Below are 15,443 nucleotides of genomic sequence, written 5' to 3'. Positions count from 1 at the left end.
TGAAATAATTTCACCGGGCCCTGGTGTTCTGCTAGTTGTAGGTTATTCAGGAAAGCATAACCCAAAAAACCAGCCAAGGTTGCGAAAGCGCAAAAAAATTTACATAAATCCCAGGCATTTGACAATATTTTATGCTGTGTTCAGAATATTGCATTCAATCGTTGCAGATGAATGAACAGAAATTTCCATTTAAAATAATCAGGATACTACTTTGATACTTTTAACCGGATTCATCAATGCCGCCCGAATGGATTGGAAGGAAACAGTAATGAATGCAATCAACATTATAGAAAGGCTGGCAACTAAAAAAAGCCATGCATCCAGTTCAATACGGTACGCAAAGTCTTGTATCCATTTGTTCATACACCAATAAGCAACCGGCACAGCTATAAGAATGGATATCATTACTAGACGAACGATATCACTTGTCAATAAGTTTACAATATTCAGTATGCTTGCACCCAATACTTTTCGGATACCAATTTCACGTTGCCTTTGTTCCGCAGCATACATTGCCAAACCAAATAAACCTAAACAGGATATAAAGACAGCCAATATTGTACAAATCAGCACCAGCTTACTCGTTTTCTGTTGAAGAAAATATTGTTGGGAAATTGCCTGGTCTAAAAACTGAAACTGTAAGGTGCTATTCCTTTCCAACTTTTTGTATTGTTCTTCAATGCTGGTTAATGCTGCAGCTACCTGTCCGGCTTCTATTTTAATCAACAGACCCGAATAGGGCTGGTCCATCCAACTACGGAATAAAAAAGGTTCTATTGCCCGTGTGAGCGGTTGAAAATGAAAATCATTCACTACACCTATTACTTTTCCCTCTGCATTCCACAAACTCAACTTTTTCCCTATAGCTGATTCAGCCGTCCAACCCATTCTCTTAGCTGCCGACTCGTTGATTATATAGGAACCTGAATCTGATCCATCTTCATAAAAATTTCTTCCGGCTTGCAACTGTATTCCCATTGCAGGCAGCATATCAGCATCTGTATTTACTTGGGTAATCAAAAATTCATCTGTAGTGAGCTGACCTTCCCAGCTAATCTGGGTAGTTGAACTGTTTGCATCCACCAGGTTACTGGAAGTTGGTACTACCTCCGTAATTCCAGGCATCTTTTTTAATTCGTTTTTTAACAGCCCGGCCTTCTGGCGAAGCTCATTTTTCAACGTAACATAAATCAATTGGTCCTGGTTAAAGCCAAGCTCTTTTTCCTGCATAAATTGTAATTGCCGGAAAATGATGATTGATGCAATCATGAATAGTACGGCAAGGCTAAACTGCCCCACAACAAGTAATTTCCGTAAGGGACTTTTAAATCCGGTTGAATATCCTGCATTGCTCTTAATGCCGGATCTAGTACGCGATAAATAGAATGCAGGATAGATACCTGCCAGAATTCCTACAACTACTGAAAACAAGACTACCAGGCACCAGAATCCTGGATTAAGCCAGGGTAATGCAACCTGTTTTCCTGAAATAGCATTTATGAACGGAAGAAAAAGCTGTACCAGCATTAGCGAAACAACAACTGCAATTCCGGAAAGCATAGAAGCTTCAACCAGGTATTGTGAAATCAATTGCCCTCGGTTAGCACCCATAATTTTGCGAACGCCGACTTCCTTTGACCGGTTTAGACTTTTCGCAGTACAGAGATTAATAAAATTAAAAATGGCAATTACAAATATCATTATTGCTGCAATCGAAAAAATACGCAGTGCTACAATATTACCTGCCTTTGCATCATTTGTACCAAAATCAAAATCAGAAAACAAGTAAATATCTTTCATGGGTTGAAGACGCAATGTTCTTGCTTCGTTTTCAGATCCATATTCAGAGTATCTGTCAATATACGTGCGAAGTTTAGTATTGAATTCCTGTTGTTGTACATCAGGGTCCAACAACAGGTAGGTACTGTAGGCATTATTATCCCAGGTGAAATAATCCGTTCCTTCAAGCGCTTTAAATGAAAGTAATACGGAGAACTGAATATGCGAATGAACTGGAGGATCTTCAGCAATTCCTGTTACACGTAAGGGAAACTCCTTTCCCCAGGATGTTAATGTAATGGTGCTTCCAATTACGTCTGGTTGCAACCTCCATTCTTCACCCCAAATCCGGATTGCTGTAGATTCGGTTATTACAACTTCTTCCGGATTAGTTAATACACGCTGTTGATCCCCTTTAAGCAGGCGGAAATCAAACATGGAAAAAATCGAATTATCTGTATAACGAATATCCTTTGGTTCAAGCTGTTTTTCACCGTAGTGCAAACTTCCAATAGTTCTTCCAAATCTGCAGACTTGTTGTACTTCCGGAAAATCAATCTCCATTGCGGGTCCCAATGGTCCTGGTGTGCTTGCAACATCATACAACACACCTGCCTGATTTTGCTTTTCCACAACCCTATACAACTGTGGAAGGTTTTTATGAAATCGGTCGAATTGATATTCATCATACACATAAAGTGTAATGGCTATGCAACAAAGCAATGCAATTGACAGTCCGATTACATTGATTGCAGAAAAAAAACTATTGCTCCTTATTCTCCGCCATCCAATTTTTATGTGGTATTTTATAAGCAAAAAAGGTATTGGTTGAAATATATTCACCTTCTTTATAAAAGCCGGTCTAAAATGCATCAGCACATTAATCCAGAAGGCAAGTTTTGCCAAACGTGGAGAGAACTGTTCTTGCCTGAAAAAAACCTCCAGTAAGTCGCCTTCGATTTCTTCGATATAATCCTCCCGGCAAAACCACCGCAGAAAGGAAACCGCGCTTTTGGGTACTTTTCTCATTTAAAAGAGATTGAAGGAATTCGCTTATAAAGATTGGTTCGCAGTGCATATTGTTCATCCAGCATACGTTTCCCCAATGCAGTTATAACATAATACTTCTTACGTCTACCTCCCCTTTCATCTGTTATGCCCCCGAACCTGGAGTTGAGAAAGCCCTTTTCCTCCATCCGTTTTAAACTAACATGGATGGCGCTAATACTAACTTGTTTACCCAGCTCAGCTTCCAGATTTTCAAGAATAGATACACCATATGCAGTATCATGCAGCGCTGCTACTGTTAATAAAACCAGTTCCTCAAATTCCCCTAAACTTGGATGTTTCATAAAAGAATATTTCCTTAACAAATGTAAATATAATTTATTAAATTCACATTTGTTAAGGAAATAAAAGTACCCGGGACGAATCCCACTTCCTACTTCATAATTCTCACTTCTAACTTCTCAGTTCCATTGGTTCCTGCTGGCTCAAACAATGAAAACTTCCCAGACCCCAGATGATCTCAGTGGAATCTATCCCGATAACCTCGCGGTCGGGGAAGCAACCCTGTATGATCTGTAATGCGCGGTCGTCTTTTGTACAACGAAAGGTGGGAACAATCACATAGTTGTTCGCGATGTAGAAATTGGCATAAGAACAAGGCAACCGCTGGTCGTCATATACCAGTTCATCCGGCATGGGTAATTCTACAATATTCAATTGCTTACCATTGAGTAGGCGCATCTGCAGCAGCTGCTTCAGATTGGTCTGCAACAGCTCATAATTCTCATCTGCTTTGTTTTCTTCAATCACCGTTAATACCGTGTCTTCATTCACAAAGCGAACCGTATCATCAATATGACCATCAGTATCATCTCCAACGATACCCTCATCAACCCACAATACCTGCTGCACGCCATAATATTGCTGCAAATACCATTCAATCTTTTCCTGGTTCAGAGAAGGGTTGCGATTCGGATTCAGTAAACAGGCCGTACTTGTCATTACTGTTCCCTTTCCATTAAACTCCACCGAACCTCCTTCCATCACAATGCCCGGATGAAAAACCGGGAGTCCAAAATGTTCCGCGATTCGGGTTGGTATCACATCGTCCAGATCAAAAGGAGGATACTTCCCTCCCCATGCATTATAACCCCAATCCACAACCGCTTTCGGTTGCTCCAGCGTCGGGTTGAGCAAAAAAGCCGGACCATGATCCCGGCACCAGGCATCATTGGTGGGAAAGAAAAAGAAATCCACCTGCGACAAATCAACACCGGCTTTTTCGAGATGCGAAAGGGCAAACGCCTTCATGGCCTCATCTCTAACGTTGATGCATACTCGTTCACTTTTGGCCAGCCATTTTACAAACTCAGCGTAGTAAGGGAAAATCGTATGAATTTTTCCCGGCCAGCTGGCTTCCTTATGCGGCCAACTTAGCCAGGTAGCGCGGTGCAACTCAAATTCAGCAGGAAAATAATAACCCAGTTCTGCCGGTGTCTTAAGATTCATCGATATATCTTTTGGTGATGGGCTGATAGGAATCAATTCTTCTGTCGCGCATAAAAGGCCAGTGCGTCCGGTACCGGTCCGTTTTGGACAAATCAATCTCCATTACCTGCACTTCTTCCTGTTCGTGCGATGCCTGGTACAATACGGTACCAAATGGATTGCTGACAAAGGATCCTCCCCAGAATTTCATGGCGCCGTCCTGTTCAAATCCAACGCGGTTCACACTTACCACATGTACGCCATTGGCAACAGCATGGCTCCTTTGAATGGTCTGCCAGGCATTGTATTGCTCGGTATTGGTGGCTTCATCCTGTGAAGTGGCCCAGCCGATTGCCGTGGGATAAAACAGGATCTCTGCGCCCATCAAAGCAGTTATTCTCGCTGCTTCCGGGTACCACTGATCCCAGCAGATCAAAACACCGAAGGTTGCAAATTTGGTTTTGAAGATTTTATATCCGAGATCTCCCGGCGTAAAGTAAAATTTCTCGTAATAAGCCGGATCATCCGGGATATGCATTTTGCGGTACTTGCCCAGGTAGGTTCCATCCGCATCCAGCACTGCTGTTGTATTGTGATACAATCCCTGTGCTCTTTTCTCAAAGAGGCTGGCAATGATTACCACGCCCAACTCTTTAGCAACTGAACTGAGCCGGTCAGTTGATGGTCCGGGTATAGGTTCCGCCAATTCAAAATTGGCATAGTCTTCCACATCACAAAAATAAAGGGAGGTAAACAGTTCCTGGAGGCAGACGATCTGTGCGCCTTTCTCAGCAGCCTGTTTAACTCCCGCTATGGCTTTTTGTAAATTTTCTTCCTTTTTGGCGGTACAACTCATTTGTACCATTCCCACCCTTACAGTTGACATTCAGTAGAATTTAGAGCGCCAAATGTAAGAAGAGTTCCCGACTATCAGGAACGTCCCATCTGCTTCAGGAAGGATACATGCGAAGCGATCGCCAGTCTTGTTTTCGGATACTCAATGTAAGGAATACCATACTCAGCGCAAGCCTTCTTGATGATCTTACTGATCTCCGGATAATGCACATGTGAAATCTTTGGGAAGAGATGATGTTCCACCTGGAAATTCAATCCGCCTACCAACCAGCAAACCAGTTTGTTATTGGTTGCGAAATTAGCTGTGGTTTTCAACTGGTGTACAGCCCACTCATCTTCCAGTCTGCCGGTATTCACATCCGGAACCGGGAAAGCAGTATGCTCAACTGTATGCGCCAGCTGGAATACGATACTTAGTACCAGTCCGGCAAACATGGTGAACACCAGGAACCCTACCAGCCAGGGCAGGAACCCTACCATGTAAATTGGCAACCCTACATACAGGAATAGATTGAACACTTTGAATGCCCAGAAGGTGATATGATCACCGAGCTTCATTTTCTTCAGTGGCATACTTCCGATTTTGCTCGCGAAATACTTACTGTAATCGAGCACAAAAATCCAGAGGATGTACAACAGCGCATACAAAAACCAGAAGTAAATGTGCTGGTACTTATGGAATTTATATTTGGGCTGAGTTGTACTCATCCGCATCCATGGCTGGATATCAATATCGTCGTCCAAGCCATCCACATTGGTATAGGCGTGGTGGATCACATTGTGTTTTACATTCCACATAAAGCTGCTGCCGCCCAATACATTCAGGGAGAAAGCAGCTACCTGGTTCAGCCATTTGTATTTGCTGAAACTTCCGTGCGCACCGTCGTGCATGATGTTAAAACCGATCGCTGCTACAATACCGCCTAAAAGCAGGCATTCGAGGATCGCTACCCAGGTTACCGGCGTAAAAAACACCAGGTGCACATAGGTAAAAACAAAAGCAACCAACAGAATTATCGCCTTGGTATACAAGGTCATGTTGCCGGTGGTGGACTTTCCTTTTTCTTCAAAATACTGATTGATACGTCTTTTCAATTCTGCATGAAAGGATTGGGCAGAAGAACTAAACTTTGGAGTAACCATGAGAAAATAACAGGTTCGAAATAAAAAATTAATGCGTGAAGGTACAAAAAACCTTCACGCATTTCACTTGTGTTTAGTCTTTAAACTGTTAATCTTATGTCTCATTTTGGATCAGTGCATCCAGGCTACTGATTCCCAATGTTTTCTGTGTTGTGAACCCTTCCGCGTAACGAACACCGATTCGTTTTCCAAGCATCCGGGCCCGGGCTACAACCGACTCCCTGAAATCAGGTGTTGAGATATAGGTTGCGGGGCCCTCTGTTTCCATATCCGGATTGTAAAACTGGGTGGAATAGGCTTCGATTGCTTTCATCCGCTGCTCAAATACATCGGAAATATCTACCAGCAGATCCGGCTCCTGCAAGCGGTCCTGTATATAATGCAACACATATTTAGGCCGCCAGCGGTCCTGGATCCTGCCTTCCTCGTCTCTGGTTTCTATCTTGATCAATCCCGCAAGGAAACAGGCATCCGCAATCAGTTTACCTGCCCTTCCATGGTCCGGATGGCGATCCTCCAGTGCATTTGCCAATACAATCTCTGGCTGGTATTTACGGATGATGCGGATCAATTCCAACTGATGTTTTTCATCATTGGCAAAAAAACCATCCCGCATTTTCAGGTTTTCCCTTGCATGAATTCCCATGATCCGGGAGGCTTCCGCAGCCTCGGCATAGCGGGTTTCGATGGTTCCCCGGGTACCGAGCTCTCCCTGTGTCAGATCCACGATTCCAACCTTCTTTCCTTTTCGAATTTCGTTGATGATAGTGCCCGAACAGCCCAGCTCTACATCGTCTGGATGGACACCGATTGCCAATAGGTCTAGTTTCATAATGTGCAAATGTAGTGGGTTTAATATCCTACCTTTGCGCAAATTTTGATATATGATAACATTTGATGGGTTAGGACTTGATGAGCAATTGGTTAAAGCGACGACGGCCCTTGGATTTGTAAACCCTACCCCGATTCAGGAAAAAGCGATTCCTATTCTTCTTAGCGGAACCACTGATTTAGTGGGACTTGCACAAACCGGCACCGGTAAAACGGCAGCTTTTGGATTACCCCTTTTACAGCTGATTTCCACTACCGATAAATACCCGCAGGCGCTGGTTGTTTGTCCAACCCGCGAACTCTGCATGCAGATTGTAACAGAAATGGAATTGTTCAAAAAGTTCAAAACTTCCATCAATATGATGGCGGTTTATGGAGGAACTTCCATTGGTGCACAGATCCGCGATATTAAACGCGGTGTTCAGATTGTAGTGGCAACCCCAGGTCGTTTGATCGACCTGATCGAGAGAAAAGCAATCAATCTCGAACAGATCAAATATGTTGTGCTGGATGAAGCTGATGAAATGCTGAACATGGGCTTCCAGGATGATATTGAATTCATTCTGAAGAATACTCCCCAACGCGAAAGCACCTGGTTGTTCAGCGCCACTATGCCACCTGAAATCAAGAAGGTAAGCAAGCGGTACATGAATGATCCGAAAGAAGTGCAGGTTGGAAAGGTGAACACAGCAAACAAAAACATTGATCACCAATACTACATAACGTCTGCACAACACCGTTATGAAGCACTGAAACGCCTGATCGATTTCAACCCGGGTATGTATGGTATCATCTTTACCCGCACCAAACTGGATGCTCAGGAAATAGCGGAAAAGCTGACACGTGAAGGCTATGATATCGATGCCCTGCATGGCGACCTTACCCAGGCACAACGGGATAAAGTGATGGGCCAGTTCCGCGACAAGAGCCTGCAGTTGCTGATTGCAACTGATGTGGCTGCTCGTGGTATTGATGTTAAAGAAATCACGCATGTGATCAACTACGAATTGCCCGACGACATAGAAGTATATACCCACAGAAGCGGCCGTACTGGTCGTGCCGGAAAAACCGGTATCTGTATGTCGATTGTGCATAGCCGTGAGACTTTCCGTCTCCGCCAGATTGAAAAAATTGTTCAGGCGCCATTTAATAAACTGGAAATTCCAACCGGCAAAGACGTATGCAGGAAGCAATTTTTCTACTTCATGGATAAACTGCTGGAAACAGATATCAGTCATGGTAATTATGAAACCTATGTGCCCATGCTGGAAGAGAAGTTTGCCGACATGAGTAAGGAAGATATTCTGAAGCGGGTGGCTGCCATGGAATTTGACCGTTTCCTGAAATATTATGAAAATGCGGAGGACCTGAACATACGCGAAGACCGCAGCAGAAGTCGCCAGCAGGTTGGTAGAGAATTCGGCAGTAGAGGTGATGGACAACGCCGGGACAGAGATGCGGGTCGTGGAAGGAGCTTTGAAGGTCCGGCCAATACCACCAAGCTTTTTGTGAATCTTGGCACGAAAGATGGGTTCTATAAAGCCAGTTTTCTTCAGTTCATTCTGGACATGAGTGATTTGCGTAAAGATTCTCTGGGCCGTATTGATATGAAGGAAATGAACAGCTGGATTGAAGTAGACAAAGCTGCCGCATCCAAGATGATCAAAGCGATTGACGGGAAGACGTACAAGGGTCGCAAGATCCGCATGAACGATGCCAATCGGTAGTGGTTTGGCGATTTGGGGCTTCTAAGTTAGTTTCGCAGATCAGATAACAAAATATCAACCTACAATTAAAATATAGATTATGGCATACGACGTTGTTGTGATCGGTAGTGGACCTGGTGGTTATGTGGCCGCTATCCGTGCTTCACAGTTAGGGTTTAAAACAGCCGTTATTGAAAAGGAAAGCCTGGGAGGAGTTTGTCTGAACTGGGGTTGTATTCCTACCAAGGCATTGCTGAAAAGTGCGCAGGTAATGGAATACATCAAACATGCGGAAGCCTATGGGATCGAAGCAAGTGGAAAGCACAACTTTGAAAAAGTAATTAAACGCAGTCGTGGCGTTGCTGATAAGATGAGTAAGGGTGTACAATTCCTGATGAAGAAGAACAAGATCGATGTGATCATGGGCTTCGGAAAGGTACAGTCAAAAGGTAAAGTGGAAGTAAGCAAGGCGGATGGCACCAAAGAAGTAGTGGAAGCCAAACACATCATCATCGCAACCGGTGGTCGCAGTCGTGAATTGCCAAGCCTTAAGCAGGATGGTAAAAAAGTGATCGGCTATCGCGAAGCAATGGTATTGCCACAGCAGCCCAAGAGCATGATTGTAGTAGGAAGTGGCGCCATTGGTGTGGAGTTCGCGTATTTCTACAACAGCATGGGAACAAAAGTGACCATCGTTGAATTCATGCCCCGCATTGTTCCGGTGGAAGATGAAGATATCTCCAAAGAACTCGAGAAGTCGTATAAAAAATCCGGCATTGAGGTGATGACAAATTCATCCGTTGAATCAGTTGACACATCCGGCACAGGTGTAAAAGCAAAAGTGAAAACTCCAAATGGGGAAGTGACACTGGAAGCGGATATCGTACTGAGTGCAGCTGGAGTGGTAGCCAATATCGAAGGAATTGGCCTGGAAGAAAATGGCATCAAAACAGATAAGGGAAGAATTGTGGTAGATAAGTTCTACCAGACAAGTGTTCCAGGTATCTATGCGATAGGAGATTGTGTACCAGGACAAGCATTGGCGCACGTAGCTTCCAAAGAAGGAATCATTTGTGCGGAGAATATCGGCTATGCTGAGAAGAAATACCATCATCAGCCGGAAGCCCTGGATTATAACAATGTTCCGGGATGTACTTATTGTACTCCGGAGATCGCTTCTGTTGGTTATACAGAGAAAGCAGCGAAAGAAGCCGGTTATGAAATCAAGGTGGGTAAATTCCCGCTGAGCGTTTCCGGTAAAGCGCAGGCTGCCGGTGCTACGGAAGGATTTGTTAAAGTGATTTTCGATGCCAAGTATGGCGAGTGGTTAGGTACGCACATGATCGGATACAATGTAACCGAAATGATTGCAGAAACCGTGGTGGCCCGCAAACTGGAGACCACCTACCACGAAGTGCTGAACAGCATCCACCCCCACCCCACCATCTCTGAAGGAATCAAGGACGCGATTGAAGTGGCGTATGGAGAAGCGATTCATCTGTAGGAAAGTGAGACGTGAGACGTGAGACGTCAGATGTGAGATGTGAGATGTGAGATGTGAGACGAAAGGAACATAATAACAAAAGGCTGCACTTGTTGAGTGCAGCCTTTTCTTGTAATAGTTAGGACTTCATCTGACAATCAAGGTTTTTTTTAGTTTTATAGGGTTAGGATATAGTTAAGCTGATTCCGGATATTGGATCAGCTTTTCTTTAGCTAAAGGTAATGATTCTAAAAAAGTCTGCATAGGCGTTTTGCCATAGCAGTATCTTCCAGAGTGTGTTCGTTCATTGTTATAGAACTGAAGCCAGCTGTCGAGGTCTTGCTGAAGAAGCTCTAAGTTATCGTACATCTTTTTCCTGAACGCTACGGAGTAAAACTCATCTTTCATTGTTCTGTGTAAGCGTTCACAGATTCCATTGCTCTGAGGATGGCGCACCTGAGTTTTACTATGCTCTATTTCTTCCAGTTGTAAATACAGCTCATATTCATGGTGTTCTGGCTTCCCGTTATACTCCGTTCCGCGGTCAGTCAGAACCCGCAACAGCGGTATTTGATGTTGCTCGAAGAAGGGGATTACACAATCATTCAGGATGTCAGCCGACGTAATAGCATGTTTGGAAGTATAGAGTTTCGCAAAAGCTACCCGGCTGTAGGTATCAATAAATGTCTGTTGGTAAATCCGCCCTACACCCTTGATATTTCCAACATAGTAGGTATCCTGTGATCCCAGGTAACCCGGGTGTTCTGTCTCAATTTCACCATGGGCTTCCCGTTGCTCCTTCTTACGCTCCAGTGCCATCATTTGGGCTTCTGTAAGAACAATTCCTTCCTGGGTCATACGGGCTTCTAACGCCTTCAAACGCTTCGGGAAAGTCTCCAAGTCATGCCGTTGCCATACACATCGGATACCCGCAGCAGAGATGAACACACCGATCTTGCGCAGCTCATTGCTGGCTCTTAATTGCCCGGCTATAGCCCATGTACTTACAAGCTTGCGTAACGTTGTTTAACTGCTCGGCTAATTGCAGTAAACCTAACTTTGTTTTGATTAACTTAGTTTCTACTTTCATTTCTGACAGTTTTAAGGGGTTAAACTTTGGTTTGTAGTTACTCTAAAGTTAACCCTAACTGTCAGATTAAGTCGTAGCTAATACACTTTACTTTTATCTATGGCATCCACAATTCTTCCTAAGTGCATCTGACGTCTCACGTCTGACGTCTCACTTCCATACGTCTCACTTCCATACGTCTCACATTTTCACAAACCTCCCCACTGCCTGGTCTGGCCTGTCCGTTTTAATCAGGTATTGACCAGGTGCCAGTTTGCCAATAAGAATGATCACCTGGCTGCTGCGGATGGGCACCTGCATTAGTTGTTGACCCATCATGTTATAAATGAATAATTGCTTCTGTTTGAGTGTTTCGTAATCCGAAATCTCAACCCTGATTTCAGTTGAGGCTGGTACAGGGAATACCTGTAAGGGTTGTGCTTTTATGCTGGCAGGGTCCGGCAGTCCCCATTCCGGGTCAATTGGATCTCCATCTGTTTGTAACGCCAGTCCGGCGAGAATGCTGTTTCTTGGTGCACCAGCCGCAAATACCGAACGCATTTTTTCCCGTTGCCCAAGGGTAAACATATACATGCAACTGTCATCTGTGAGATCCATGTAATTCATGTACATATCACCGTTAGGATCATTTCCGCAGGAATTTAAAATACCCGAAGGACAACCGCGATTATAACTTTTTTGAGGTGGGGTATCGGCAATTCCATCATCACCGCAATAAGCATCTCCCCAGATATGTTTGAGGCCTAACCAGTGACCGACCTCATGCACAGCCACCCGCCCGAGTGTATATCTTCCTCTTTTATTCAATGTGCCAAATATCGTGTGATTTAATACCACGCCATCCAGCTCTGGTGCGTCCCCGGGCATACTGGAATACCCCATTATACCACTCACCATATTGCCAACCCAGATATTCAGGTAATGAGCAGCAGGCCAGGCATCGGATCCCCCTCTGGAGCGAAACTTGATCCGGTTATCAAGAGAGAATTGGTTTACCCCGGCTTTTACACGAACGATTCCTGATGTAGGCTCTCCGGATGGATCCACTTTGGCCAGCTCAAAGCGGATATTGCAATTGGCCACCAGGTGTTTAAAGCGATCCGGAACCCTTACCAGGTCAGCGTTTGCTGCCTGAAAATCACGGTTGAGCGCATCGAGCTGAGATTGTACCTGTTCATCAGAAACAGAGAATGCAGCAGACTCAAGAATATGCACCACAACGGGAACCGTTATGCGAGCAGGAATTTCAAAAATCGGAGCAAGCGGAGAAGATGAAACTGCAGGTGATATAGAGAAGGAAGAATTGGCAATAAGGGGAGAGCCGTCCTGTACACACGCTTTCTGGGCGAATATAAGGGCAGGTATGATCAATATTATTAAGAGTACCAGAATCCGTCTCATGAACAAATCGATTGTTTGGACGGCCAATCATAGCGTGGATCAACAGCAATTCATTGGGTAGATTTCGACAGTAATGGTCAGAGGATATTCGATGAAGAACTGTAAAACAACTGCTTTTTAGTTGAAATTCAAAGATTAATGGCCCTTTTTTAGCGTTTTTTAGACGAATGGAAGCTTTGGGCATCCTACCTTTGCTTTCATGTCTATGAAAAAGAACTCATTTTTCGCGATGCTGGTTTGCTTTCTGGCAAGCGCCTGCAACAATGCTCCGCAGCCTGCAGAAAATAGCCAGCAGCTTCCCTCCAATAATCTGCCCGCTCCTGCAACCATGCAGGTAAATACGGTGAATGTTTTTCCGCATGATGCAAGTTCCTATGTCCAGGGGTTAGTTGTATATAAGGGACAATTGCTGGAAGGCACGGGAGGTAAACCGGGTGTGAATGATTATACATCCAAAATTTCCAAAATAGATCTTGGCTCAGGAAAAGCTATATCCACCCAGCCACTTGACAAGGATTATTTTGGTGAAGGAATTACCGTATTCCAGGATAAATTATTTCAAGTTACCTGGACCGAAAAAAAAGGCTTTATATACGACCCGGCCACGCTCAAAAAAACAGGCGAGTTCCAGATCAAAACCGAAGGATGGGGACTCACCCACGACAGCACCCACCTGATTCTATCCGATGGTTCCAGCAATCTGTATTTTCTTGATCCAGCTGACTTTAAAACTGCCCGCATACTAAGTGTTACCGATCAATACGGTCCGGTTAATAACCTGAATGAACTGGAGTATATCAACGGTTATATCTATGCGAATAAATGGCAAACCAATCATATCCTGAAAATAGATCCTTCAAACGGACAGGTGATAGCCCGGGCTGATTTATCTGGCATGTTGGATTCTATGAAACAACAGTACTTTCCCAATACCGATTACAATAACGGAGATGCTGTATTAAATGGAATTGCCTATGATCCTGCCTCCGGGAAAATCTATATTACCGGCAAACTCTGGCCGGTACTTCTGGAAGTTCGGTTCAACTAGTTTTTTTGATAACATAAATAAGGGAACTCGCTTTCTCACGATCCCCCATGGCAGCAAGATTGGATTTCAATCCCTGCCAAAAAGCTGCAGTCAGGTTGGATTTGCCCTTCCGATAGGTTTCACTCAGCATACTTACATAAAAACTATCAAACCACATTGGCAGTATTCGCAGCACACTGAAGTGGTGTTTTCCCATTAGTGTGCGCATCGCCCTGGGAGAAAAATGATACAGGTGTCTCGGCACATCGTAAGCCGCCCAATATTGCTGATAATGGTGCGCATCACCGGAGGTATAATTGGGTACTGCAATCAGTAAAACACCATCCTTCCTCAATAAACTATGAAACTGATCCAGATATTCATGTAATGCATGAACATGTTCCAACACATGCCAAAGCGTGATAACATCGAAGTTTTCAGCAGGTAGTCGAAACAGTGTATCCGGCTCCTGAAGCAACAAACCTGTTTTAGTTTGCGCCAGTTTTCTTGCATCCGCATCCGGCTCAAGACCAGTTATATCCCAGCCGGCAGCTTTCATTTCCATAAGAAAAGCGCCAGTACCTGCTCCTACATCCAACAACCGGCCGGATTTTTTTTCGCTCTCCCTTTCTACCAAAGTACGTTTGCCTCTTAAAGTAAATCGTCTAACGAGATGGTATAACCGATTTATCAATCCCTTATTGGTATCACTGTGTGATACATAATTTTCAGATTTATAATAAGGGGTGATGGCCGCCTGATCAGGGATATCCTGCGTAAAGCGAAAACTACATTGTTCGCATTCCCATATCGCAAATGCCTGTTTGGATACCGAGAAATCCTGGAGTTCTACTACCGGGTGAATGTTACCACCAGAACAAACCGGGCATGCAGTAATATGAATCGATCCCATACTAGTTATTAATAGTTCTGCTGGTGGAGGGCATTTGGTAGGCCGGAACTTTCTGCTGGCTTCCCCCGCTTTGTTGACCAGCATCCTGTAGGAAGTAATGGTACCCGATGGCAATCAATGCCAGCGCCGCGATAATCAATGCATAGATCCACCAGGAACCCCTTTCAATGAAAACTGCCTCGGACGATCTTTCCGTAAGATCAGATACCACCACTTCACGGTCTCCAACCAGAATTGCATGCTCCGTGTGTTCGTGTATGATCCTGTTAGCCGGAACCGGATCCGGAAGATCAAAAGAAGGCTTCTCAGTTTCGAATGTTATTTCACCTTTATCATCTGAAACAAAACTTCCCAGTCCGGGCCATGCTGCAGATTCGTTATTCCTGATTTTGGACCGTAATGCATAGGCAAATTCATTGTACCATTTTACAGCTTCAAAATCCGGTATACCCAGGTGGTTGGACAAATAACCAAACAGGTCTTTATCCGGCGCATCAAAATATTGATCGAACCGGAATCTGTACAAAGGCGGAAGAATCCGGGCATTCACAAAATCTGTTCTTGCCGGTACCCGCTCCATATGCAGCGTGCCCAAACCAGGAATGCTGATTCGCTTTTGTTGCAATAAATAATTGGTTAATACATCCAGTCTTTCCATACAGGTTCCAATCGGACAAAAAACCGAATTTTACCTGACCCGTCAAAAAATACTTATCAGA

The 15,443-nt window shown here is 44.2% G+C and carries 12 protein-coding genes and 1 pseudogene; 3 read left to right on the top strand and 10 right to left on the bottom strand.

Going from position 1 to position 15,443, the window contains the following annotated elements:
• Positions 1-198 precede the first annotated feature (198 nt).
• The 6 genes from L0U88_RS08995 to bshB1 form a co-directional block, all read right to left on the bottom strand.
• On the bottom strand, positions 199-2,808 hold the full coding sequence (locus L0U88_RS08995; protein ID WP_234865713.1) for an ABC transporter permease: 2,610 nt from the start codon (positions 2,806-2,808) through the stop codon (positions 199-201).
• Positions 2,805-3,131 (bottom strand): PadR family transcriptional regulator, encoded by a 327-nt coding sequence (locus L0U88_RS08990; RefSeq protein ID WP_234865712.1) that lies wholly within the window; start codon positions 3,129-3,131, stop codon positions 2,805-2,807. The genes L0U88_RS08995 and L0U88_RS08990 overlap by 4 nt, the downstream gene beginning before the upstream one ends.
• A 109-nt stretch (positions 3,132-3,240) precedes the next feature.
• A complete protein-coding gene (locus tag L0U88_RS08985) occupies positions 3,241-4,296 on the bottom strand; it encodes an agmatine deiminase family protein (RefSeq protein ID WP_234865711.1) in 1,056 nt (351 codons plus the stop codon).
• Entirely contained in the window at positions 4,286-5,161 is an 876-nt protein-coding gene (locus L0U88_RS08980) for a carbon-nitrogen hydrolase (protein WP_234865710.1), read from the bottom strand. Before L0U88_RS08980 ends, L0U88_RS08985 begins: the two co-directional genes overlap by 11 nt.
• Before the next feature lie 44 nt (positions 5,162-5,205).
• Positions 5,206-6,273, bottom strand: a complete 1,068-nt coding sequence (locus L0U88_RS08975) for a fatty acid desaturase family protein (protein WP_234865709.1) — start codon at positions 6,271-6,273, stop codon at positions 5,206-5,208.
• 94 nt (positions 6,274-6,367) lie between these two features.
• Positions 6,368-7,105, bottom strand: a complete 738-nt coding sequence (bshB1, locus tag L0U88_RS08970; RefSeq protein ID WP_234865708.1) for a bacillithiol biosynthesis deacetylase BshB1 — start codon at positions 7,103-7,105, stop codon at positions 6,368-6,370.
• A 52-nt stretch (positions 7,106-7,157) separates the two neighbouring features.
• Here bshB1 and L0U88_RS08965 point away from each other — a divergent pair, with 52 nt between their 5' ends.
• A complete protein-coding gene (locus L0U88_RS08965; RefSeq protein ID WP_234865707.1) occupies positions 7,158-8,831 on the top strand; it encodes a DEAD/DEAH box helicase in 1,674 nt (557 codons plus the stop codon).
• A 79-nt stretch (positions 8,832-8,910) separates the two neighbouring features.
• Entirely contained in the window at positions 8,911-10,314 is a 1,404-nt protein-coding gene (gene lpdA / locus L0U88_RS08960) for a dihydrolipoyl dehydrogenase (RefSeq protein WP_234865706.1), read from the top strand.
• A 174-nt stretch (positions 10,315-10,488) separates the two neighbouring features.
• Here the strand turns inward: lpdA and L0U88_RS08955 are convergent.
• Together L0U88_RS08955 and L0U88_RS08950 are read right to left on the bottom strand one after the other, a co-directional pair.
• Positions 10,489-11,383, bottom strand: a pseudogene (locus L0U88_RS08955) (integrase core domain-containing protein).
• Between the two features lie 180 nt (positions 11,384-11,563).
• Positions 11,564-12,784, bottom strand: a complete 1,221-nt coding sequence (locus tag L0U88_RS08950) for a M43 family zinc metalloprotease (protein ID WP_234865705.1) — start codon at positions 12,782-12,784, stop codon at positions 11,564-11,566.
• Positions 12,785-12,989: 205 nt separating this feature from the next.
• Between L0U88_RS08950 and L0U88_RS08945 the strand changes: the two genes are divergently transcribed.
• Positions 12,990-13,832, top strand: a complete 843-nt coding sequence (locus L0U88_RS08945; RefSeq protein WP_234865704.1) for a glutaminyl-peptide cyclotransferase — start codon at positions 12,990-12,992, stop codon at positions 13,830-13,832.
• Here the strand turns inward: L0U88_RS08945 and L0U88_RS08940 are convergent.
• Complete coding sequence (locus L0U88_RS08940; RefSeq protein ID WP_234865703.1) at positions 13,825-14,724, bottom strand: class I SAM-dependent methyltransferase; 900 nt, start codon at positions 14,722-14,724, stop codon at positions 13,825-13,827. The genes L0U88_RS08945 and L0U88_RS08940 overlap by 8 nt on opposite strands.
• Position 14,725: 1 nt before the next feature.
• Positions 14,726-15,382 carry a hypothetical protein gene (locus L0U88_RS08935; protein ID WP_234865702.1) on the bottom strand — a complete coding sequence of 219 codons (657 nt, stop codon included), beginning with the start codon at positions 15,380-15,382 and terminating at the stop codon, positions 14,726-14,728.
• Positions 15,383-15,443 lie beyond the last annotated feature (61 nt).

This window comes from Flavihumibacter fluminis, assembly GCF_021491375.1.
Lineage (GTDB): Bacteria > Bacteroidota > Bacteroidia > Chitinophagales > Chitinophagaceae > Flavihumibacter > Flavihumibacter fluminis.
The sequence above is the reverse complement of the archived record's forward strand: the minus strand, read 5'-3'. Positions and strand labels throughout refer to the sequence as shown.

Bases quoted from the DNA above. Each gene is read 5' to 3' on its own strand.
- L0U88_RS08995 (WP_234865713.1), bottom strand. From the start codon at position 2,808: ATGAGAAAAGTACCCAAAAGCGCGGTTTCCTTTCTGCGGTGGTTTTGC.
- L0U88_RS08990 (WP_234865712.1), bottom strand. From the start codon at position 3,131: ATGAAACATCCAAGTTTAGGGGAATTTGAGGAACTGGTTTTATTAACA.
- L0U88_RS08985 (WP_234865711.1), bottom strand. From the start codon at position 4,296: ATGAATCTTAAGACACCGGCAGAACTGGGTTATTATTTTCCTGCTGAA.
- L0U88_RS08980 (WP_234865710.1), bottom strand. From the start codon at position 5,161: ATGTCAACTGTAAGGGTGGGAATGGTACAAATGAGTTGTACCGCCAAA.
- L0U88_RS08975 (WP_234865709.1), bottom strand. From the start codon at position 6,273: ATGGTTACTCCAAAGTTTAGTTCTTCTGCCCAATCCTTTCATGCAGAA.
- bshB1 (WP_234865708.1), bottom strand. From the start codon at position 7,105: ATGAAACTAGACCTATTGGCAATCGGTGTCCATCCAGACGATGTAGAG.
- L0U88_RS08965 (WP_234865707.1), top strand. From the start codon at position 7,158: ATGATAACATTTGATGGGTTAGGACTTGATGAGCAATTGGTTAAAGCG.
- lpdA (WP_234865706.1), top strand. From the start codon at position 8,911: ATGGCATACGACGTTGTTGTGATCGGTAGTGGACCTGGTGGTTATGTG.
- L0U88_RS08950 (WP_234865705.1), bottom strand. From the start codon at position 12,784: ATGAGACGGATTCTGGTACTCTTAATAATATTGATCATACCTGCCCTT.
- L0U88_RS08945 (WP_234865704.1), top strand. From the start codon at position 12,990: ATGAAAAAGAACTCATTTTTCGCGATGCTGGTTTGCTTTCTGGCAAGC.
- L0U88_RS08940 (WP_234865703.1), bottom strand. From the start codon at position 14,724: ATGGGATCGATTCATATTACTGCATGCCCGGTTTGTTCTGGTGGTAAC.
- L0U88_RS08935 (WP_234865702.1), bottom strand. From the start codon at position 15,382: ATGGAAAGACTGGATGTATTAACCAATTATTTATTGCAACAAAAGCGA.